The 21,931-nt window shown below is 63.1% G+C and carries 21 protein-coding genes; 9 read left to right on the top strand and 12 right to left on the bottom strand.

Annotated features, from left to right (window positions below; translation table 11 throughout):
• Positions 1–16 precede the first annotated feature (16 nt).
• The 9 genes from NKI52_RS10490 to NKI52_RS10450 all read right to left on the bottom strand — a co-directional run bounded on the left by NKI52_RS10490 (position 17) and on the right by NKI52_RS10450 (position 6,395).
• Positions 17–1,345 (bottom strand): FMN-binding glutamate synthase family protein, encoded by a 1,329-nt coding sequence (locus tag NKI52_RS10490; protein WP_352455205.1) that lies wholly within the window; start codon positions 1,343–1,345, stop codon positions 17–19.
• A 6-nt stretch (positions 1,346–1,351) separates the two neighbouring features.
• The gene (locus tag NKI52_RS10485; RefSeq protein ID WP_352453795.1) at positions 1,352–2,086 is read right to left on the bottom strand and encodes a GltB/FmdC/FwdC-like GXGXG domain-containing protein; all 735 of its coding nucleotides are present in this window, start codon (positions 2,084–2,086) and stop codon (positions 1,352–1,354) included.
• Between the two features lie 4 nt (positions 2,087–2,090).
• Positions 2,091–2,984, bottom strand: a complete 894-nt coding sequence (locus tag NKI52_RS10480; RefSeq protein ID WP_352697876.1) for a class II glutamine amidotransferase — start codon at positions 2,982–2,984, stop codon at positions 2,091–2,093.
• An 84-nt stretch (positions 2,985–3,068) separates the two neighbouring features.
• On the bottom strand, positions 3,069–3,401 hold the full coding sequence (locus NKI52_RS10475; protein ID WP_352455204.1) for a hypothetical protein: 333 nt from the start codon (positions 3,399–3,401) through the stop codon (positions 3,069–3,071).
• Positions 3,398–4,078, bottom strand: coding sequence for a hypothetical protein (locus tag NKI52_RS10470; RefSeq protein ID WP_352455203.1), 681 nt, complete (start codon positions 4,076–4,078; stop codon positions 3,398–3,400). Before NKI52_RS10470 ends, NKI52_RS10475 begins: the two co-directional genes overlap by 4 nt.
• Before the next feature lie 46 nt (positions 4,079–4,124).
• Positions 4,125–5,525 (bottom strand): APC family permease, encoded by a 1,401-nt coding sequence (locus tag NKI52_RS10465; protein WP_292653875.1) that lies wholly within the window; start codon positions 5,523–5,525, stop codon positions 4,125–4,127.
• A gap of 15 nt (positions 5,526–5,540) precedes the next feature.
• Positions 5,541–5,702 carry a hypothetical protein gene (locus NKI52_RS10460; protein WP_023673991.1) on the bottom strand — a complete coding sequence of 54 codons (162 nt, stop codon included), beginning with the start codon at positions 5,700–5,702 and terminating at the stop codon, positions 5,541–5,543.
• A 16-nt stretch (positions 5,703–5,718) separates the two neighbouring features.
• Positions 5,719–6,096 (bottom strand): hypothetical protein, encoded by a 378-nt coding sequence (locus tag NKI52_RS10455; RefSeq protein ID WP_352452523.1) that lies wholly within the window; start codon positions 6,094–6,096, stop codon positions 5,719–5,721.
• A gap of 11 nt (positions 6,097–6,107) precedes the next feature.
• The gene (locus NKI52_RS10450; protein ID WP_023673993.1) at positions 6,108–6,395 is read right to left on the bottom strand and encodes a hypothetical protein; all 288 of its coding nucleotides are present in this window, start codon (positions 6,393–6,395) and stop codon (positions 6,108–6,110) included.
• Positions 6,396–6,680: 285 nt separating this feature from the next.
• On the opposite strand from NKI52_RS10450, the gene NKI52_RS10445 reads away from it, so the two are divergent.
• The 4 genes from NKI52_RS10445 to NKI52_RS10430 are packed head-to-tail and all read left to right on the top strand — an operon-like array spanning position 6,681 to position 10,437.
• Positions 6,681–7,814 carry an aminomethyl transferase family protein gene (locus NKI52_RS10445; protein ID WP_352697874.1) on the top strand — a complete coding sequence of 378 codons (1,134 nt, stop codon included), beginning with the start codon at positions 6,681–6,683 and terminating at the stop codon, positions 7,812–7,814.
• A gap of 14 nt (positions 7,815–7,828) precedes the next feature.
• On the top strand, positions 7,829–8,425 hold the full coding sequence (locus NKI52_RS10440) for a dimethylamine monooxygenase subunit DmmA family protein (protein ID WP_023673995.1): 597 nt from the start codon (positions 7,829–7,831) through the stop codon (positions 8,423–8,425).
• Entirely contained in the window at positions 8,422–9,387 is a 966-nt protein-coding gene (locus NKI52_RS10435; protein ID WP_352697872.1) for a PDR/VanB family oxidoreductase, read from the top strand. Before NKI52_RS10440 ends, NKI52_RS10435 begins: the two co-directional genes overlap by 4 nt.
• Before the next feature lie 9 nt (positions 9,388–9,396).
• Positions 9,397–10,437, top strand: a complete 1,041-nt coding sequence (locus tag NKI52_RS10430) for a heme-dependent oxidative N-demethylase family protein (protein WP_352697870.1) — start codon at positions 9,397–9,399, stop codon at positions 10,435–10,437.
• A gap of 365 nt (positions 10,438–10,802) precedes the next feature.
• Here NKI52_RS10430 and NKI52_RS10425 read toward each other — a convergent pair whose 3' ends face one another.
• Positions 10,803–11,522, bottom strand: a complete 720-nt coding sequence (locus NKI52_RS10425; RefSeq protein WP_352452528.1) for a helix-turn-helix domain-containing protein — start codon at positions 11,520–11,522, stop codon at positions 10,803–10,805.
• Positions 11,523–11,781: 259 nt separating this feature from the next.
• Here NKI52_RS10425 and NKI52_RS10420 point away from each other — a divergent pair, with 259 nt between their 5' ends.
• Positions 11,782–13,140 carry a trimethylamine monooxygenase gene (locus NKI52_RS10420; protein WP_352452529.1) on the top strand — a complete coding sequence of 453 codons (1,359 nt, stop codon included), beginning with the start codon at positions 11,782–11,784 and terminating at the stop codon, positions 13,138–13,140.
• A gap of 26 nt (positions 13,141–13,166) precedes the next feature.
• Here the strand turns inward: NKI52_RS10420 and NKI52_RS10415 are convergent, their stop codons facing one another.
• A complete protein-coding gene (locus NKI52_RS10415) occupies positions 13,167–13,406 on the bottom strand; it encodes a hypothetical protein (RefSeq protein ID WP_352697868.1) in 240 nt (79 codons plus the stop codon).
• A gap of 421 nt (positions 13,407–13,827) precedes the next feature.
• On the opposite strand from NKI52_RS10415, the gene NKI52_RS10410 reads away from it, so the two are divergent.
• The 4 genes from NKI52_RS10410 to NKI52_RS10395 all read left to right on the top strand — a co-directional run bounded on the left by NKI52_RS10410 (position 13,828) and on the right by NKI52_RS10395 (position 16,952).
• Positions 13,828–14,412, top strand: coding sequence for an OsmC family protein (locus NKI52_RS10410; RefSeq protein WP_352590188.1), 585 nt, complete (start codon positions 13,828–13,830; stop codon positions 14,410–14,412).
• A gap of 44 nt (positions 14,413–14,456) precedes the next feature.
• A complete protein-coding gene (locus tag NKI52_RS10405) occupies positions 14,457–15,743 on the top strand; it encodes an NAD(P)-binding domain-containing protein (protein ID WP_352590185.1) in 1,287 nt (428 codons plus the stop codon).
• 124 nt (positions 15,744–15,867) lie between these two features.
• Entirely contained in the window at positions 15,868–16,125 is a 258-nt protein-coding gene (locus NKI52_RS10400; protein ID WP_352682708.1) for a YjiS-like domain-containing protein, read from the top strand.
• A complete protein-coding gene (locus NKI52_RS10395) occupies positions 16,122–16,952 on the top strand; it encodes an alpha/beta fold hydrolase (RefSeq protein WP_352697866.1) in 831 nt (276 codons plus the stop codon). Before NKI52_RS10400 ends, NKI52_RS10395 begins: the two co-directional genes overlap by 4 nt.
• A 63-nt stretch (positions 16,953–17,015) precedes the next feature.
• Here the strand turns inward: NKI52_RS10395 and NKI52_RS10390 are convergent, their stop codons facing one another.
• Positions 17,016–21,734: an alpha/beta fold hydrolase gene (locus NKI52_RS10390; RefSeq protein ID WP_352697864.1), complete on the bottom strand. Its 4,719-nt coding sequence runs from the start codon at positions 21,732–21,734 to the stop codon at positions 17,016–17,018.
• Positions 21,735–21,931 lie beyond the last annotated feature (197 nt).

Here is a 21,931-nt window from a genome sequence, read left to right as displayed (position 1 = left end):
GGCATTTGGTTTGTTTTTAGAAGCCGTTCTTGCCCGGTATCCAGTTGGTGCCGGCCAGCGGCACGCCGGCCATGGCGGCGGCTTCGATCGTCAAGGCCACAAGATCCTCGGGCTCGAGATTGTGCAGGCTGTTCTTGCCGCAGGCGCGGGCGATTGTCTGAGCCTCAAGTGTCATCACCTTAAGATAATTCGCCAGCCGTCGGCCGGCCGCAATCGGATCGACCCGTTTCATTAGCTCGGGATCCTGCGTGGTGATGCCGGCCGGGTCGCGACCCTCATGCCAGTCGTCATAGGCGCCGGCGGTGGTGCCGAGCTCGTTGTATTCCGCTTCCCAGCGCGGGTCGTTGTCGCCGAGCGCGACAAGCGCTGCCGTGCCAATCGACACCGCATCGACGCCGAGCGCCAGCGCCTTGGCGACGTCGGCCCCGTTGCGTATGCCGCCCGAGACGATCAGCTGCACCTTGCGGTGCATGCCGAGATCCTGCAGCGCCTGCACCGCCGGCCTGATGCAGGCAAGCGTCGGCTGGCCGACATTTTCAATGAACACTTCCTGGGTCGCTGCCGTGCCGCCCTGCATGCCGTCGACGACGACGACATCGGCGCCCGATTTCACCGCAAGCGCGGTATCGTAATAGGGCCGTGCGCCGCCGACCTTGACGTAGATCGGCTTTTCCCAGTCGGTGATTTCGCGCAGTTCCAGGATCTTGATCTCGAGGTCGTCCGGCCCGGTCCAGTCGGGGTGGCGCGAAGCCGAGCGCTGGTCGATGCCCTTCGGCAGCGTGCGCATTTCGGCGACGCGGTCGGAGATCTTCTGGCCGAGCAGCATGCCGCCGCCGCCTGGCTTGGCGCCCTGGCCGACGACCACCTCGATCGCGTCGGCACGGCGCAGATCGCGCGGGTTCATGCCGTAGCGCGACGGCAGATACTGGTAGACCAGCGTCTTCGAATGGCCGCGCTCTTCCTCGGTCATGCCGCCGTCGCCGGTCGTCGTCGAGGTACCCGACAGCGTCGCGCCGCGGCCAAGCGCTTCCTTGGCCGGCCCGGACAGCGAGCCGAAGCTCATGCCGGCAACGGTGATCGGGATTTTCAATTCGATCGGTTTTTTCGCATAGCGCGAGCCGAGCACGACGCTGGTGTCGCAGCGCTCGCGATAGCCTTCGAGCGGATAGCGCGAGATCGAAGCACCGAGGAACAGAAGGTCGTCGAAATGCGGCAGCTTGCGCTTGGCGCCGGCGCCGCGGATGTCATAGATGCCGGTCGCCGCGGCGCGGCGGATCTCGGAAAGCGTGTAGTCGTCGAAGGTCGCGGATTTGCGCGGCGTCGTCGGCGGGTTGCGATAGGTCATTGAGCCTCAATACGCGTCGGCGTTGTCGATATTGAAATTGTAGAGGGTACGAGCCGAGCCATAACGCTTGAACTCCGCCGCCTTGACGCCGGTCACACCGGCGCGGTCGAGCAAGCCTTGCAGCAATTCGAGATGCTCGGGCCGCATCTCCTTGGCGATGCAGTCGGCGCCGAGGCTTTCGACCTTGCCGCGCACGAAAAGCCGCGCCTCGTAGATGGAATCGCCGAGCGCATCGCCGGCGTCGCCCAGCACCACGAGGTTGCCGGACTGCGCCATGAAGGCCGACATGTGGCCGATATTGCCATGGACGACGATGTCGATGCCTTTCATCGAGATGCCGCAGCGCGACGATGCGTTGCCTTCGATGACGAGCAACCCGCCCCGGCCGGTGGCGCCGGCATACTGGCTGGCATCGCCTTTGACGACGATCTGGCCGGACATCATGTTCTCGCCGACGCCGGGCCCGGCCGAGCCATGCACGGTGATGGTGCCGCCGTCGTTCATGCCGCCGCAATAATAGCCGACGCTGCCGCGCACATCGATGGCGACCGGCTGGTCGACGCCGACGGCGACCGAATGGCTGCCTCGCGGGTGGAGCACCTCCCAGGCGGTCTCGTTCGAACCGGGCGCCAGATCGTGCAGCGCCTGGTTGAGCTCGCGCAGCGACATTTCGGCCAGATCGAAGACCCGTGACGCATGGCCCGGCTCGCGAGCCGCCTTGGAGAGGTTAATTGCCGGCATTGGTTCAATGCTCCCAGAAATAGACGGTTGCGGGCTCGGGTTCCCAGACCTTCGCATTGTCTATGCCGGGCAGTTTGGTGAGCGCACGATATTCCGAGCCGAAGGCGACATACTGATCGGTTTCGACCATTACTGCGGGCTTGCAGGCGATCGGATCGCGCACCACGCCGAAGCCGTTCTTGGTGCCGACGACGAAGGTGAAAAAGCCGTCGAGATCGCTCAGCGTGCCTTCCAGCGCCTCGCCCAGATTCTTGCCATGCGCTATCTGCGAGGAGAGATAGGCGGCAGCGACCTCGGTGTCGTTCTCGGTCTCGAATGTCATGCCTTCGCGGATCAGCTCGCGGCGGACATTGTTGTGGTTGGACAGCGAGCCATTATGCACCAGGCACTGGTCGGCGCCGGTCGAGAACGGATGCGCGCCCATCGTCGTCACCGCCGATTCGGTCGCCATGCGGGTATGGCCGATGCCGTGCGTGCCGGTCATCTCGCGGACGCCGAAACGGTCGACGACCGCTTCGGGCAAGCCGACTTCCTTGTAGATTTCGACGACGTCGCCGGCGCCCATGATGCGGATGTCGGGGCGCAGCGTCTGGATCGCCTCGCGCGCTTCGTCGATCTTGGCAGGCGTCGTCCGGACCACGGCATGCGTCGACTTCGCAGCAATGCTCACCGGCGCGCCGATCGCCTTGGCGAGTTCGGCGTCGAGGCCGCGGAAATCGCGCTCCGGCTTGGCCGACTGGATGGTGATCTTGGCTTCACTGGAGGGCGCGCCATAGATGGCGATGCCGGCGCTGTCGGGACCGCGATCGCTGAGCGAGATCAGCATCTCCGACAGCATCGCGCCAAGCTGGGGCTCGAGCGACTTGTCCTTCAAAAACAGTCCGACGATTCCGCACATGTCAGCCTCCGCGAGTTTGTTCCCTCCGAGATGTATCGAATGAGTCCCGGGAATTCAATTGGTATGAAAAAAATTTTCCTGTCGTTATATATCGGCTGAGGCGCCGCCGGCCGCACTATCGCTGCGCTGGCCGCCATTGTGAACCCATTTGGCATAGCGGATGCGGGCGATCTTGTAGGCATCCAGGATCGACAGGGCATAGATCAGGATCCCGCCGGCATGGCGGCCGACGAAGCTGGCGTCTGGCGGCGCGATCTTGGCGGTGACCCAGGCAAGGATCACCATGAAGAACAGGAATTGCAGGCCGCGCACCGGCACCCCGAGCACGACATGCCCGCTCGCCGGCAAGACGATCGCAGCGCCCAGAACCAGATAGGGGCTCGGTGGTGCGGGGGAGGTGGTGATCTGGCTGGTCATGCCGCTTGCCGTTCGCTTTGATTGATGGCATCGCGCAGCGCCGAAGCCGACGACAGCAGCCTCTCGATCAGCACCGGATCGAGCCTGACCGTGCCGAATTCGGCTTGCCGGAATACGCCGTAACGCGCGCGCTCGGCCTCGGCCAGAAGCCAGACGATGCGCACGCCGTTCGGCGTGATCAGCAATTCCTTGGTGCGCTCCTCGGCAAAGATATCGAGGTGGCCGGCGATGACGGCTTCGGGGAAGCGCACGCCCTTGCGGTCGCTCCGCAGCACCGCCTCGGCCGGAAACCCCGCCGCCTTCGGCAGCGGATGGACGAGATGATCGAAATTGGAAAAAGTCGTCGGCGATCCCGGCCGCATCATCATATCGAAAGTGCCTGGTATCGCGACCTTTTCGGTGATCGAAACGCTCAGCCAGCGCGCCGGCAGCTTCCTGATCGCCAGCGTGTCGACGATGGTCCGCACCTGCACCCGCCGGCCGTTCCACGAGCCGGCGAAGGTAACGACGCCGGCGGTGCCGTCCGAGATGTTGGCCACGTCGGGGATGACGGCGCGGACGCCGGCTTCGTCGGCGGCAAGCCCGGTCGAAGCCTTGGCGCGGCTGGCCCGCGCAAGCCAGGCTATATGGAGGACGAGAGCCAGGGCAACCGCCCCGGCGAGCAATGCTGAGATCACCTAACGCACCTCGTCACGCAAATGCCCGCCCAGACCGGGCGCGCCGTCAGTAGCCCTGCGGCTTCGGCCACGGCATGGTGAACTGGGCACCACGGCGCACGAATTTGTAGCGGTAGAAGTGGAACCACAGCGAGATCAGGAAGTAGAAGGCGACCATGGCGATCAGCTGCGAGCCGAAGCCGAGGAAGATCGCAAAGAAGGTGACGACGCAAAGGCAGAACAAGACGATCGCCGGCAGCGGATGGAACGGATGGGTGTAGCCGCGGCGGATCGAGCCGAGCGGCCACTTTTTCCTGAACATGATGATGTTGATGCTCATGAAGGTGTATTGCAGCACGCCCGACAGGATCGAGAAGGTGATCGCCTGGTTGAGGTCGGCGATGAAGGCGAAGGCGAGCGCGATCGGCAGCAGAAACAGGATCGAGCGATAGGGCGTGCGGTATTTCGGATGCACCGCCGAGAACCAGGTCGGCAGATAGCGGTCGCGGCCGAGCGAAAACCAGGCGCGCGCGGCGTCGTTGATGCAGCCATTGGCGGAGGCGAGCGCGGCAAGCAGCGTCGCGATGAACAACAGGTTTTCCAGCAGCGCACTGCCGGTCAGTTTGCCCGCGTCCCACAGCGGATAATAGGTGATGCCGAGATATTCCCAGGGCATCAGCGAGGCGCAGACATACCAGGTCATGGCGGCGGCGATCAGAAGCGTGATCATGCCGGCCATCGTGCCGTAGGGCAGCGAGCGCGCCGGCGAGCGCACTTCCTCGGCGGCCTGCGTGGTGCCCTCGATGCCGAGATAGTACCAGATGCCGAACTGGAAGGCGGCGATGACGCCGATCCAGCCATAGGGCAGGGCGTTGCCCGGGGTCACCAACTCGTTCAGCTTGAGCACGGCGCCTTGCGTCCACGGGCTGACCGAGAAGAACAGGATGACGATCGAGACATAGGCTATCGCGGTGATGACGAAATTGACGTTGAGCGTCATCAGCACGCCGCGATAGTTCAGCCATGCCAGCACGACGATTGTCGCGGCGATGAAGGAATTGTGGTTGAGGCCCTCGACGCCGGCCTTGGCGACGATGGTGTCGCCGAGCAGGATCGCGTCCGACACTTCGAGCATGGTATAGGCAAAGACCAGGAACAGCGCGACGTTGAAGGCCATCAGCGGCCCGACAATGTGCTTGGCCTGGGCATATTGGCCGCCGGCGGCGGCAACCGTCGAGGTAACTTCGGAATCGATCATCGCGACCGACGTGTAGAGCAGCCCGACGATCCAGCAGACGATCAGCGCCGCCAGCGCGCCGCCCTTGTCCGCCGCGAAATTCCAGCCGGTGAATTCGCCGACCAGAACGATGCCGACACCGAGCGCCCAGACATGGGCGGGGCCGAGCACCCTGAGCAGTGAAACCCTGTCGCCTTGCACTTGCACCGCTGGTTCAGCCGTGATCGTCATCGTTCAATCCCCCACTCAGATCCGGTGTTTTTCGGACACGGCTTCAAGTTCGCCTTCCCTGGACGAGGTCAGCATCTCTTCGGAATAGGTCGTGTCGATCTTGAACCAGTCGTAGAGCATCCACAGCGCGAGCACGATCGAGATGCCCCAGCATGCGTAAGAGAGTGCCACCCACATGACGATGCTTCCCTATCTATTTGTCGCCGAACTTTTCGTCGATGACGTCGCGGTATTCGCGGTCCGATGCGCGGAACAGAAAGATGAAATAGCCGATCAGCACCGCCGCCATGATGATCAGCGTCGGCCAGTCGATGATGTAGTGGAACCGGTTCTGGATGACGTCGTGCGCGGTTTCCGGCGTGTAGCCGAGCTTTTCCCAGATCGAGGCCATGGTCGGGTTTTGTCCGAGCGCTTCCCACGTCTTGGCGTCGAGCGCGTCGATGGATTTTGCCGCCCCTGCCAGCCCTAGTTTCAGCGGCAGCCACAGCGCGACGAAAATCGCGACCACGACGACGGCGATATCGAAAACCTGTCCGGCCTTGCTCTGTTCGGGCGGTGTATAGCGGGCCATGCGTCTCCCCCTCAGGACTTGCGGTTGCGGTAGGCGTCGGCATTCTTGATGTCGAGGCCGTAGATGAAGTCCTTGTCTTCCTTGTAGTGGTTGACCATCGCCAGGATCGCCGCCGTGTTGAAGATCAGCACGGCGGCGGCGGCGACCGCGACGACGAGCTTGATGCCGGCGTCGGGGACGTATGGCCATGTCATGAACAGGACAAAGAGGATCGTCGCCCACAGGCAGACGATCAGGAGCATGGATCCACGCACGTCGGAACGGTACAACGCTTCCACGCGCTGTTGCAGGTCGGACATCGGCTTTCCCCTTTTCAACGCCGGTCCGGATTGGCCGGTCATTGCCCTCTTTCAAGAGAGTGAAATTTTTTTCATAAAATCCGGCCGAATTCTGGAATTGTCAAGACGATTTTACGCGACGTTAACCGTTTGTTTGGGCTCGCCGGATTTGCCTGACAATGAAATTATTTGCTTACGGGTATTGCAGGCTCCCGGCGTTTGCGGTCAATATTCAAGGCAACGCTCCCGCCTGTGTGCAGGGAGCAGGGGAAAGCAAAAAAGTTTCTTTCGAACGGAGGACAGCGGATGACGGCATCCTGGAGATTTTCGACGCTTGCGGACCGCCATCGCGCGCTCGGCTCGAAGCTCGAGGACTGGAGCGGCATGGGTACCGCCTGGACCTACGACAAGGACGCCGACGAAGAGTATACCGCCATCCGCACCAAGGCCGGCCTGATGGACGTGTCCGGCTTGAAGAAGGTCCACATCACCGGGCCGCACGCCTCGCACCTGATCGATCTGGCGACGACGCGCGACGTCGAAAAGATCTATCCCGGCAAGTCGGCCTATGCCTGCATGCTCAACGAGGCCGGCAAGTTCACCGACGACTGCATCCTCTACCGCACCGGCCCGAATTCCTGGATGGTCGTGCATGGCTCGGGCACCGGCCATGAAGAGCTGCAACGCGCTTCGGTCGGTCGTGACGTGTCGCTGCGCTTCGATGACAATCTGCACGACCTTTCGCTGCAGGGGCCGCTAGCCGTGGATTATCTGGCAAAGCATGTGCCCGGCATTCGCGACCTCAACTATTTCCACCACATGCAGACGCAGTTGTTCGGCTTTCCGGTGATGATCTCGCGCACCGGCTACACCGGCGAGCGCGGCTACGAGATCTTCTGCCGTGGCCAGGACGCCGGAACGATCTGGGACAGGATCCTCGACGAGGGCAAGAGCGCCGGCATCATCCCGTGCCGCTTCACCACGCTCGACATGCTGCGCGTCGAGAGCTATCTGCTGTTTTACCCCTACGACAATTCGCAGAAATACCCGTTTGAGAACGAAGGCCCGGGCGACACACTGTGGGAGCTTGGTCTCGACTTCACCGTCAGCCCCGGCAAGACGGGCTTTCGCGGCGCCGAGGAACACTACCGCCTCAAGGGCAAGGAGCGCTTCAAGATCTTCGGCGTGCTGCTCGAAGGCAGAGAGCCGGCCGACGAGGGCGCACCGGTCTATCGCGACGGCAAAAAGGTCGGCGTGGTGACCTGCGCAATGTATTCGCCGCTGGTCAAAAAATCGATGGGCATCGCCCGGCTCGAGGTCGACTGCGCGGTGCAGGGCACCAGGCTCGAGATCCGCAACAAGAGCGGCGCCATCAGCGCAATCGCCGAGCCGCTTCCTTTCGATGATCCGAAGAAGACCAAGCGCACGGCGAAAGGCTGAGGCATACTGCGGGTATGGCAGCGAAAAGCATCATCAGCCGCCCGGTCTATGGGACCCTGTCTCCGCAGCCTGGCAAGCATCATCTTTTCATAGCGGATGCAGAAGGAGCGCTGGCGATTGCCGATCTGGCCGCCAAGGCACCGGCGGATTTCTTCGGCGGCGCCCACATCATCTTCATTCCCGGCCGCGACGGCAAATACGCCGATGCGCTCGAAGCCCTGAAGCCGGCGCAGTTCTACCTCGGCCATTCCTTCGCCAGCGCCCTGCCGCGGCTGAAGCAGACGCTGGCCAACGCGCATATGGGCCTCAGGCTCTACCTTGCCGGCACCGAAGGGCTGATCGGACAGGCCATGCAGGCGGCGCTCGAAGCCGGCATCGACCACACCTCGATCCAGACCGAGCATCGCGGCTCGCTGGCGCGCCGCATGCAATGCGTCCACTGCAAGGGCATCACCGAGAACGTGACGACGCAGCCGGCGACCTGTTCGCATTGCGGCCTGCTGCTTCTGGTGCGCGATCATTATTCGCGGCGGCTCGCCGCCTTCCAGGGCGTCTGCATCAACGCCGAGGACCGCAGCGAAATTCCTCCGATCGAGGAGGTCTTTCGATGAGCACCGGCACCACCAAGCTCGATGTCGTCGTCAGCGATGTCGTTCCGATCAACGAGCTGGTGACGCGCTTTCATTTCCGTCGGCGCGACGGCGAGCTTTTGCCGACCTTTTCCGGCGGCGCCCATGTCGTCGTCGAGATGCGTGATGGCGAACGCACCAGGCTCAATCCCTATTCGCTGATGGGCTCGCCGCTCGACACCCGCGAATACACCATCTCGGTGCGCCGCGACGACGCCGGCCGCGGCGGCTCGCTTTTCATGCACAGGCAGGTCAGGCCGGGCACGGAGATGGTGGTCAGCTATCCCGTCAACCTGTTCTCGCTCGATCTGCGCGCCAGGAAGCATCTGATGCTGGCCGGCGGCATCGGCATCACCCCGTTCATGGCGCAGACCGCGCAGCTGGCGGCGGAAGGCGGCAATTTCGAATTGCATTACACCTGCCGCACCGCCTCGCTCGGCACCTATGCCGACCTGCTGAGAGAGCGCTACGATCGCCGGGTCAGGCTCTATCACGACGACCGCGACGAGCGCGTCGATCTCGACCGGCTGCTGTCGTCGCAGCCGCTCGGCACGCATCTCTATGTCTGCGGCCCGTCCGGCATGATCGGCTGGGTGCGCGAGCGTGCCGCGGCGCTCGGCTGGCCTCACGAGACCGTGCATTTCGAGCATTTCGCGGCGCCGCAGCCCGGCGCGCCCTTCGACGTGACGCTGGCGCTCAGCGGCAAGACCATCCGTGTCGACGAGCAGCAGAGCCTGCTCGAGGCGATCGAGGCGGCCGGGGTCGATCCGCCCTATCTCTGCCGCGGCGGCGTCTGCGGCCAGTGCGAGACCAACGTCATTTCGCATGACGGCAAATTCATCCACAACGACCACTGGCTGAGCGAGGAAGACCACCGTTCGGGCTGCAAGATCATGCCCTGCGTCTCGCGCTTCGAGGGCAGGTCGCTGGTGCTGGAAAGATAGGAGGCGAGCTTGGGCATCACCTTTCGCAAGGAAACGTTCCGCGACGACTTCACCTTCAGGAACAGCCCCGAGCACATCAGGCGGTTCCCGTTCCCGTTCCATGAAGACAGCTACATGTATGCCGTCAACATCGAGCCGCATGTCGTCGGGCCGAAGGGCAGCGTGCTGGAGAATTTGATCGACGTCGACGAGCACTATGTCGCCGAGATGCAGGACCGCGCTTTGGTGCTGGCCGAGGACCCGCTGCGCTGCCAGTCGCTGCCGCACATGACGCTGGCCGGCTGGGATCTGCTCGAGCTTTTGATGGAGCAGCAGGCTTCAGGCTATCCCGAGCATTTCACGCTGACGCGCGACGGCGACCGCTGGCGCTGGATCAACCGGCCGCTCGGCATCGACGACAGCTTCACCTTCGGCGACGTCTCGACGCTGCCCTATGGGCCGATGGAATACATCACCCGCCAGAGCCAGGGCGATTTCTGCATCCTCGACCAGCGCGACGGCAATCTGTGGATGGATGCCGGCATGGTCACCACCCAGGCCGACTGGTCGCTCGATTTCGACATCGGCATGAACTTCTTCGAATGGCACGCGCCGGTGCCGCTGGCGCATGAGAAGGGCATCTTCGTCCGGGCGCTGAAATTCCTCACCAACATCCAGCAGGGCAAGCCGGCGCGCCGGCTGAACTGGACGATGACCATCAATCCGCGCCTCGATACCAGCCCGGAAAATTACCACAAATGGGGTCCGGACCGCGCCACGGTGACGCCGGAAAATGTCGGCGACAAGGTTCATCTGCGCGTCGAGCTGCAGAGCTTCTGGCGGCTGCCGCGCTCGAATGCGATCGTCTTCCCGATCCGCTGCTACCTGATCAAGATGGACGAGCTGGTGACGCAGCCGAAATGGGCACGGCGCCTGCACCGCGTCATCCGCGACCTTCCCGACGAACTCGCCGCCTACAAGGGCCTGACGCGTTACCGTGCGACATTGGTCGAGTGGCTGTCGAAGTTGGATGACGGCAGTGCGACGTCGGTGGGTTTTGGGCCGGATTGAGGTTCTGTTTGCGAGGTTCGCGCTGCCCGTCAAGCTGCCAATCTCCCCCCAAGAGGGGGAGATGCCCGGCAGGGCAGAGGGGGGCGCCGTAGAGCGCCGGCCTTCCCACAATGCCCACTCCACCGCTTCGGCGAAGATCACGACGCGCCAGCCAGCCCAGCCACAATCACGATCGCTGGCAGACATTATCGATATCGCGAATGTCATCGCGGTTCGCCCCCCTCTGTCCTGCCGGACATCTCCCCCTCAAGGGGGGAGATTGGATGTCACCTCAGCTTTCGCTAATCACCAACGCTGCAAAAGAGGCGCCGTCGGCGAAGCTGCCGATCTCCCCCACGAGGTCCACAAGGGGCGAGATCGAACTCTCACCCCGCGCTCTGCGGGTAGCAGATGATCGACAGATAGCGCATCGGCAGGACGCTCAGCACTTCCGGTCCGTGCGGCGCATCGGCGTCGAAGAACAGGCTGTCACCGGGCTTCATCGGGTAGAGATTGCTGCCGTGCCGGTAAACCACCTCGCCCTCGAGCATATAGAGGAATTCCATGCCTTCGTGCTGGAAGGTCGGGAACACGTCGGAATCCTCGGTCAGCGTGATCAGATAGGGTTCCACGACGACGCCGCTGGTGTTGGAGCCGATATGGCCGAGCAGATTGTACTGGTGGCCGGCGCGCGTGCCGCGGCGTTCGACGTCGAGGCCTTCGCCGGCCTTGACGAAGACGGCACTGCGCTCTTCCTCGAAGCGGCGGAAGAAGGCGGTGACGGGAACGCCGAGCGCCCGTGACAGCGCCTGCAACGTGGTCAGCGATGGCGAGGTGATGCCGTTCTCGATCTTCGACAGCATGCCAAGCGAAATGTCGGTGGCGGCAGCCAGATCGGCCACCGTAATGCCGAGCTTCTTGCGGAAGGCCCGCACCTCGCGGCCGATGGCGACCTCCAGGACCTTTTCGCGGGTGTCGCGAATGGCGTGCGGGTTCTGGGTGAGCGGCGCGCGTATCTTGCGCGGATCGATTGCAGCGACCGACGGCTTGGCTTTGGCGGCGACGACGGCCGCAGCGGGCTTTAGACTGGATGCTTTTTTCGCCATGTTGCCACCCCGGACCTTGCCGATTCATTTCACTCACGGTGAACATATTCGGTGCCGATACAGAAGCGCAACTGCCACGGCAAGCCACCCGTGTCGAATTGCGCAATGTCCGGATTTCGCCCGAGCTACTGCGTCGCTTGGAAATCCAGCTGGGCGAAACGCGGTTTCGCGACAAGCCCTGTTGACAGCATCGAAGGGGCAATTACTGTCCTGTCAGTGAAATTTGTTTCGTTAGGGAAATGAGATCGGGAGGCCCGCAATGAAAGATCGTGTTGCCGTCATCGGAGCCGGGCCGTCCGGCATGGCCCAGCTCAGGGCCTTCAAGTCGGCCGCCGACAAGGGCGCCGATATTCCCGAAATCGTCTGCTTCGAAAAGCAGTCCGACTGGGGCGGCCTGTGGAACTACACCTGGCGCACCGGCCTCGACGAGCACGGCGACCCGGTGCACGGCTCGATGTACCGCTATCTCTGGTCGAACGGCCCGAAGGAATGTCTCGAATTCGCCGACTACACCTTCGAGGAGCATTTCGGCCGGCCGATCGGCTCCTATCCGCCGCGCGCCGTGCTGTGGGACTACATCAAGGGCCGCGTCGAAAAATCCGGCGTGCGCCAATGGGTGCGCTTCAACAGCCCGGTGCGCATGGTCACCTTTTCCGAAACGACAAAAAAATTCACGGTCACCGCGCATGACCGCACCAGCGACGTCACCTACTCGGAAGAGTTCGACAATGTCGTCGTCGCCTCGGGCCATTTCTCCGTGCCCAACGTTCCCTATTTCGAGGGCTTTTCGACCTTCAACGGCCGTATCCTGCACAGCCACGATTTCCGCGACGCCATGGAATTCAAGGGCAAGGACATTTTGATAATCGGCCGCTCCTATTCAGCCGAGGACATCGGCTCGCAATGCTACAAATACGGCGCCAGATCCATCACCTCCAGCTATCGCTCGAAGCCGATGGGCTTCAAATGGCCGGAGAACTGGAAGGAAGTGCCGCTGCTGCAGAAGGTCGTCGGCAAGACCGCGCATTTCAAGGACGGCAGCACCAAAGACGTCGACGCTATCATCCTGTGCACCGGCTATCTCCACTCCTTCCCGTTCCTCACCGAGGATTTGAAGCTGAAGACCGCCAACCGTATGTGGCCGGACGGGCTCTACGAGGGCGTCGTCTGGGAGAAAAACCCGAAGCTGTCCTATATCGGCATGCAGGACCAGTTCTATACCTTCAACATGTTCGACGCGCAGGCCTGGTTCGCCCGCGACGTCATCATGGGCCGCATCAAGCTGCCCTCGGCCGAAGCGATGGCCGAGCACGGCCGGAAATGGCGGGCACGTGAAGAAACACTTGAAGACGCCGAGCAGATGATCTGGTTCCAGGGCGACTACACCAGGGAGCTGATGGAGCAGAGCGACTATCCCGGCTTCGATGTCGAGGCCGTCAATCAGACCTTCATGGAATGGGAGCACCATAAGGCGCAAGACATTATGGGCTTCCGCGACCATGCCTATCGCTCGCTGATGACCGGCACGATGGCGCCGTTGCACCACACGCCCTGGCTGCAGGCGATGGACGATTCAATGGAGAGCTATCTCGAAGTGAAGGGCGTCGCGGCGGAGTAGGCAGTCCGAACGGCGATTGACTTGCGTCAGACAATTTCCCGCGCCGGGTCGGCTGCCAGCGCCAGGGAATTTGCGACGTGCTCGAGGTGCTCCTCGCTCAGGATGCTCGTCGCGACGCGCACGGCGCTGGTCTTTCCGGTCGAAAACTTCGCCCCGGCATGGACCGCGATGCCGTGTGCGGCCAGCTGGACGTCGACCGAAAACATTATCCCGACAAGTGTTGTCGACGGGGGGCCGATCGGCACTCCCGCCGCAACAAGCCTCATGTGGTTTTCTCGCGGCCAGGCCGATTTAGGGTGCTCGCCTATGTGTGAATCTTCGCGATATGGGCGAGCACCTCGGCCTTGCTTGGCCCGCGAGCTATGACAGCCCAGTCGGTTGAGGACGGGCGGGTATCCTTTCCAAATGAACGAGACATGGTCTGATCTCCTGTGGTTTCGGTTGCGAAGCGTTCTCGGCGCTTACGGGAGATCGCACCGCGCGAGGAAGCAAAGCGTTTGAAGGCCCGCCGTTTCGCTGATTGCGGATCTGGCGCTGTTCACGACTGGTTGACGCAAAAAAACCTCTCGTTTTCCCACTGTTGTTCCCACTGCACGTCAAACGCTGCCGGCCGAGGTTTAGCCGTCCGGGGCGATCCCGGTCGCGCAATATCCGAACCCAGGAGTGAATGACATGCAGGACGATACAATGGTCATGGAAAAGGCTTCCGTTAAGAAGGCGTCGCGAGAGCCGAGGAACGGCGTCAATACGCCCACCCTTCTGGCCACCATCAATGCCGTCGCGGGCCAGCCGGAGCTTGCCAAGTTCCAGTTCCGGGCCAAGAGCCGCTGGATCACCGGCACGCACAGCCGCAGCACGATGGCCAACTTCTTCGGCGCCGGCGCCGAGCAGCCGCATGTGACGGCATACCAGGCCGACAGCGATCATCCGGCGGTCCTGTGCGGCACAGATAACGGCCCGACGCCGGTCGAATACCTCCTCCACGCGCTTGCTTCCTGCCTCACCGCGGGCATCGCGAATATCGCGGCCGCGCGCGGCGTGACGCTGCATGAGGTGGAATCGACCGTCGAAGGCGACATCGACCTTCGCGGCATCCTCGGCATCTCTAACGAAGTCCGCAACGGCTACCAGGGCATCCGTATCTCCTTCAAGATCAAGGGCGATGCTCCGGCTGAGAAGCTCGAGGAAATCGTGATGCAGTCGCGCGCCCGTTCCGCGGTGTTCGACGTACTGACCAACGGCGTGCCGGTCTCGGTTGCCGTGAAAGGCTGACTTCGGTCCGCAAGAGCAATATCGCCGGCCTCGTCCTGAAAAGGATGGCGCCGGCGATCTGTTGCCCCTGCTTACAAGGCGCGGATTCCATGCAGCATACAGACGTGGCCATTATCGGCGCCGGACAGGCGGGTCTCGCCATGAGCCGGTGCCTGTCCGAGCGCGGGGTCTACCACGTCGTGCTGGAGCGCGGCCGCATCGCCGAGCGCTGGCGCAGCGAACGGTGGGATTCGCTGCGCCTGCTGACGCCCAACTGGATGACGCGCCTGCCCGGCGGCGGTTATCGCGGGGCCAAGCCCGACGGCTTCATGACAATGGCCGAGACCGTGGGGTTCCTAGAGGATTATGCGTGCTCGATCACCGCACCCGTAGCAAACGGCGTTGAGGTGCTTTCGGCCGAAAGGGTCGATGGAGGTTTCCGGCTGCTGACCGATCGCGGCCAATGGAGCGTACGTGCGGTCGTGGTCGCGACCGGATACAGCGACAGGCCACGCATTCCGCCACTAGCAAAGCAGATCTCCTCCCGGATCAGGCAGGTCGTGCCGCGGGACTATCGCAATCCTCAGCAACTGCCCCAGGGTGGCGTTCTCGTGGCCGGGGCCTCGGCGACCGGCATACAACTTGCGGAGGAGATCAATCGCTCCGGGCGCCCGGTGACCCTGTCGGTCGGCAGTCATACACGCCTGCCGAGGCTTTACCGCGGGCACGACATCCTGTGGTGGCTCGACCGGCTGGGAATGCTTGCCAAGCCTGTCGCTGAAGTTCCGGATCTCACCGCGGCACGGCGGCAGCCCTCCCTGCAGCTGATAGGCACACCCGAGCGCAGGACGCTCGACCTTGCCGGTCTTCGGGAGCAAGGCATTCGTCTTGTCGGTCGAGCGGCTGCCGCCTGCGATACACGCATTCGGTTCAACGGCGATCTCGCCGAAACGACCATGGCGGCGGAACGCAGGCTGAGGCGCGTGCTGGCCAATATCGACCGCGCGGCCGCCGGCGATGGCCTCTACTCGATCGATCCCGGTTCCATTCCGAGCCTGATTCTGAGCGCCGAGGCGACCGAAATCGACCTCATCGACCAGGGTATCCAGACGATCATATGGGCTACCGGCTATCGCCGGGAATACCCATGGCTGAAGCTGGATGTGTTCGACGCCCGGGGCGAAATACTGAACGATGGCGGCGTCTGCGCGTATCCGGGACTCTACGTGCTCGGCCTCAATTTCATGCGCCATCGAAGCTCCAGCTTCCTCGACGGCGTCGGCCGCGATGCGGAGGCGCTGGCGGCTCACCTGGCAATGTTTCTCGACGTCTCCCGCCGAGCAGCGGCCTGACCGCCGAATACAACGCTAGCGCGGCAAAAATCGACGTTGCCTTCAACGATGAAGCTCACGGCGGACAACGACAAGGGCTCCACTGGCGCCGTAGTCAGCGCCCGCAACCATGGAGAAAATCAAAATGAGTGCAATGGTGAACCCATCCCTGTGCCTCACCAGAACGCGAGGTTTGCGCTGGGCTGGCGGAACAATGTTGGCCGCAGTCTGGCGTTTCATTCGTATCCAACGGGACCGTAGACAGCTTTATGAGTTGCCGGACTACATCTTGCGCGACATCGGCATCACCCGCTTCGAGATCAACTGGATCACTTCGTTTGCCGGGCGTGATCCCAGCCGCCGCACGCGTTTTTTGAGGGGGGAGGAGGGCGGGGCTCGATGATTGCCGCATCGACGTCCCACGTCTCGCATAGGGCGTGCCAGGCACCGCTTGTGATCGCCCTGCACTGCTCAGGCGGCAGCGGACGGCAATGGCGCAGCCTGGCGGAGCGGCTCGATGACAGCTACCGGCTCATCGCACCCGATCTGATCGGGGCGCCGGGCGGCGGCACCTGGACTGGTACCGGCGCTTTCCGTCTGGCCGACGAAGCCGCCGGGATCCTGGAGATGATCGACCACCATGACAGGCCTGTTCATCTTGTTGGCCATTCCTATGGTGGTGGATTGGCCCTGCATATAGCAGCGATGCGTCCAGACCGGCTGGCCAGCCTCTCCCTTTATGAGCCGTCTGCCTTTCACCTGCTGCGCGAGCTGGACTGTGAGGGCCACGAGGCGCTCGGCGAAGTCTTGGCGATCGCAGGCACCGTCCACGACGGCCTGATCAACGGCAGTTACCTGACCGCGACAGCTCATTTCATCGACTACTGGGGTGGGGCCGGCATCTTCGCGGCGATGAAGCCGGAACTTCAGGCTGCACTCGTGCGGTTTCTGCCGAAGGCCAGCCTGGACTTCCACGCATTGATCCATGAATCGACGCCGGCAAGCGAATATGCCCGATTTGGCTTTCCGGTCTTGGTATTGCGCGGCGAATTTGCACCAGTTCCGACGCGGCTCATCGCCCGCGAACTCGTTTCCCGCGTTCCGGCCGCAATCGGGGCGATTGTTCCTGGCGCCGGACATATGGGACCGCTGACCCACGCAGACGTGGTGGCGGATCGTTTGGTCCGGCAGATATCGTTCCATGACACCGCGGGGTCGCGAGCTGCGTGACCGCGGCTTGCTTGCCCTACAGGCAGCGCAAACCTTCGAAGCAGATCCCTGGATGCGGAGGGATCAAGCCGTAACCGCCATGGGAACGCGATCGGGCAGGACACTTCCGGCCGGCTCTTCCGTGCCGGAGAAATCCTCCCGCATCTGCATTTCTCTGTAGAGCTTGGCCGCTTCCGCGAGAGTGGCATCCGCGCCAGCAATCTTGCCGCGCCGCTTCGCGAGCCCGAGAGCTAGCAAGGAGCGGGCAAGCTCCGGCCGCAATTCAACCCGCCTGGCAAGATTGCAGGCCTGTTCGAGCCAGCCAATGGCCGATCTGGAAGGCTTCAGCTCGGCAAGGCCGCGCAGTACGATGATCTCGCTCCACGGATCGCCGCGTCCCCGCGCAAGCTCGAGCGCATGGCCGAGATTGGCCGCAGCTTCCGGCTCATACAGGCGCGCACGCACGCATGCGAGCACCGCGCGCGCGTGACATTCGAACTGGGCAAGATCGAGCCGCTCAGCCTCGGTCACCGCCATTTCCAAGGTGGCGCCCGCGTCGTGGTTGCGGCCGAGCAGGAATTCCGCATGCCCGAGCACGGTCAACAGCCATGGCCGGAGTAGGATAGATGCGCTGGTAGCGGCTTCGGAGGACCACAATTGCAGCGCCTCGACAAGCGCCGGCTCGGGGCCGCGCAGGACGCCCACCACACCGGTGAAATAGGCGGCCGCGCAGCTGTCGATCGGGCGCGCCACTTCGGCGGCGACCTTCTGCAGTTCGGCAAGCGAACGTTCCGCATCGTCGAACCGGCCAAGCCGCGCTTCCGCCTGCGCGCGGTGCCCCAGGTACCAAACCGCACGCGCACCGAGCTGTCCGAAACGCTCCAGACGCCAAGCTTTGGTGAACCTCTCCTCATGCGGAACAAGCCGCTCCAGCACCTGCCGCGCCTCGCTGCGGATCAGAAGCGCCTGTGAGGCGGCCAGGTCCGACTCGCTTATGCAGCGCTGCACGCCATTTGCCGTCGCGCCGCGTTTGAGTGTGTCGGCCGGTTCCAGCGCCTCCTCGTAGCGGCCGTGGGAGCTGTTGAGATAGCTCAAGTGGAGCAACACGTCGGAGATGAGTTGCGGATCGCCCAGTTCCATGGCCAGTTCGCGCGCTTCCAATAGCTGCGGCAGCGCCTTCCGATAGGCACCCAGGGCGCCGTAGGCGGGCCGCATCCGCACCCGCAGGTTGATCGCCTGGGCGAGGGTTTTCGGATTTCGGGGCAGCGCGGCGACTGCTTTGCGGGCGTTTTCGAGGAACTGGACCGCGGCGGAATAGGCCGAGCGTTCCTCAGCCCGGCCCGCCGCTTGCAGCAGATAATCCGCGGCCGGTTCCCATGCCTCGGCACGAAGCGCGTGTTCGGCCAGTTCCTCGATATGGTGGTTCAGCGATCCGGCATAGAGTCTGTCCATCGCAACCAATGCAGCCCGATGCAGCCTTTTTCGGTCCTCCGCCAGGAGGGATTCATAGGTCACCTTGAGCGTCAACGCGTGCTTGAACGTATACTCCACGTGAGGATAGCTCTGGACCTCGAACAGGAATTCCAAACTCTGCAGTTTGGCCAGGCATACCCCCAGCTCCGCCTCCGAGAGCGGCGAGAGTGCCCTCAGCAGGGGATACGGAACATTCTTGCCGATAACCGAAGCGAGTTGGAGTGCCTGCCTTTCCGAGTCACCCAGCTGCTGGATACGTGCGGCGATGAGCGATTGAACCGTCGACGGGATGGTGATGGAATCCACTGGCCTCTTGAGTTCGTAGCGGCCGGACTGGCCGGCAAGTGCACCGTCCGCAACCAGTCCGCGCACCATTTCTTCCAGGAATAGCGGCGTGCCCTCGGCCCGCTCGGCAAGCGATTGCCGCAGTTCCCCCAAGCTGGGATCGGATCCCAGCAATTCGGTGAGGAACTGCTCCATTTCGTCCCGCGCGAACCGCTCCAGCCTTATCTGCTGGAAATAGCCGCGGCGGTTCCATTCGTGCCGGTACTGCGGCCTGTAGGTGGCGAGCAGCATGATACGGTTGGCGCCCATGACCTCGACCAGCCTGTTCATTACGGCCTCGCTCTCGGCATCGATCCAGTGCAGATCCTCGATAAGCACGGCTACGGGCGCGGCCCGGCTCAAGGCAACGAAAAATGCGCTCATCGCCTCGGATACGCGTGAGGTCCGCTCCCGCGCATCGAGATGCCACCAGCAAGAATCGTCGACCGGCAGGTCCGCGAGGAAGGAAAGCGGCGCCGTATGACTTGGATCCAGGTCCAGTTCCGCCCGTTTGAAGGCAAACAGGCGCTGGGCTTCCGCCAAGCCGTCTTCGCCGCGAATGCCACAAGCCGAGAGCAGCAGCTTCTTTACAGCGCCCAGAGTAACTGATGAATCAAACTCCAGGCCGCCACATTCAAGCACAGTAAAACCGGCCACTTCGTCGAGGGAGAGAAATTCATGGGCAAGCCTCGACTTGCCCATGCCGGCGTCGGCGACGATCCCGGCGACCTGGCCGTGGCCCTCCCTGACCCGGCGCCAGGTTGCAAGCAGGATTTTCAGCTCGAGCTCGCGCGCCACCAGTCCGGTGAGGCCGCGATTGGCCCTCAGGTGCCAGCGCGACAAAGCGTGATTTTCGCCCAACAGCTCGTAAATGCGTTCCTCGTGGCCAAGTTGCGGATGCTCCGAATGCGCTAAGCGGTGCATCTGCACATAGCCGCCGGCGGCTGCGCGCGCCCGGCCTGTCGCGGCGATCGTCGCACGGTGCAAGGCACGCATCAGCCGGTTGGCCGCACGCGGCGCGGCTCCGGCCAGTTCAACCTTGCTGGCTTTGGTCGTCCATTGCTGCCGTACGATCACCTCGCCGGTGTCTATTCCGGCCCTCAACTGGATCCCGCCCTGGGAAAGCTCCTCCACTGCCAGCTTGGCCGCAAGCGCGGCGCGGCATGCAAGATAGGCGTGATCCTCGGTGGCGCGAGCGAGGCCGAATGCTGCGGTGATTGTCCCGTCAGCAGCCGACGTGACGACGCCGCCATGGCTCTCCACGACTTCTATCACCCGATCCTCGACGGGCTGGAATTCGCGGATCGCCACTTCCGGATCCTCCGTTTCGAGGAGATGCATGGGACTGACCACTTCCGCGGCCAGCACTGTTATGTATTGCCGAGAGCGGTTGATTCCCAAGGACGCCGGAGGGCCTGCCAGTTGCTGCGTCTGTTCGGGGTCGGCAAGGAAACGACGCGTTTCGTCGACGAAGGTCGCGAATGCCGGTTCGTGGCCAAGCAGCACGTGGTTGACGCTGTCTAGCGCAACGAAACGCGCGCCGGGGATTTTCCCAGCCATCGCCTGGCCATGATCGAACGGAATGACCGCGTCCCCCGTAGCATGCATCACCAGGGTCGGGACGCGGACCCGCGGTAACAGCTCGTCAACGTCAATGACGGCGCCTTCCTCGAAGATGCGATGGGCAATCTCCGGCGAGACGGTATTGCGTTGCAACTCGTTATACCAATTCCTCTGTTCCGGCGTTGCTTCCGGAATGAAGAGGGAGGTGAACATTTGCCGGAACACCGGGTCGTCTTGGCCCCAGCCTTCCTGAATCAGCGCTCCCATCGCTTCGCGGCGCGCTATTTCGCGCTGATTGCCCCGTTTGCGCCAACCTTTGGTGAATCCGCCATACAGCACCATCCCCGCCACACGCTCTGGATGCCGGACGGCATAGGCTATCGAAACGGCGCACCCCTGGGAAATGCCAAGCAGGGAAACGCGGCGCAGACCAGCCGCATCGATGATGCTCTCCAGGTCGGCAACCATGGCCTCGAAGGACAGGTCGGCGGGATACCGGTCCGACAGGCCGTTGCCGCGCTGGTCGTAACGTATCAGCTGGTAGTGCGCGGAGAGGCCCTCGATCCAATGCTTCCACACCGGACTGTCCCATTCGAGCTCGAGGTGGGACATCCAGTGGGCGGCCCTTACCAAAGGGGGGCCTTGACCACTCAAGGAATAGGCCAAGCGCGCGCCGTCGGGCGTCGTGCACCGGCGAATCTCCTGCGCAAGGATTCGCTCCGGCGGAGAGGCAAGCTGTATCTCCGACGCAGGCAAAACACGCGTCGGAGGGACGTTCTCATCGGCGGGAGCGACCCCGATGTCGCTACTCGAAGCGCGGCTCTGGACCATGGCGGATTGCCGTGCTGCCTCGCTCAGCCGGCGGATGTCCGCTCGAAGAGCCTCGTCCCCAGGCTCCAACCCGTCCAGGACATGCGCGTACGGAAGTGCCCGCGCCGGCTCAAGCCGGTCGACGAGCACCCGAAGGATGCGCAGATGCGTCACGTGCAGTTCGTCGGCGGTCGCAATGCGCCAGGCTTCGAATTCCGGACAGCGCGGCAGTGAAAGATCATCCAGGAAACGGCCGCGGAACGCTCCGGCGAGGGCCTCCAGTTTCTCCGGTTCGAGAGCCTCTATGTCACGACCGCCGAGGCCCCGGAGCGGCGCGATGTCCAGCACGACTTCGCTGGTGTTCAGGCGAACTGCGTTGCGGTCGGCTTGCAGGATCTCGCCGTTCCCGATGTCGACGACCTGTCGGATCTTCGAGAGACTCCAGCGCAGGGCGCCGCGAGGATCGTCCGGTACCTCCCAGAACATCTCGCAAAGGCGCTCGCGCCGCTGCGGGCGCTCTACGAGCGCAAGATAGGCCAGTAGCGCCCGCGTCTTTTTCGAAGGCGGCAAGGAAACGACCTCGCCAAGGCGAAGGACGGTCAGATCTCCGAGAACGCGAATTTCGAGCGACACTTTGCCAATCCCAGTCGCTGCTAAATTAGCCATGGATTGTATCAAGTCCGTGCCGTTGCCGAAAGCTTTCGTTTCCGGAAGCGTGAGGTTTTCCGCCTGCGCTCTGATTTGCCTTCCCTTCGTGGGAAGGCCGACACGGACAAGTCCACATGAATGCCGAGCCGGAACGGGATCACGCCCGTTCCGGCTCGCTTTGA

The sequence above is a fragment of the Mesorhizobium sp. M0590 genome (assembly GCF_040320905.1).
GTDB lineage: Bacteria > Pseudomonadota > Alphaproteobacteria > Rhizobiales > Rhizobiaceae > Mesorhizobium.
Note: the sequence above shows the minus strand (reverse complement) of the source record. Positions and strands in the feature narration are given on the sequence as shown.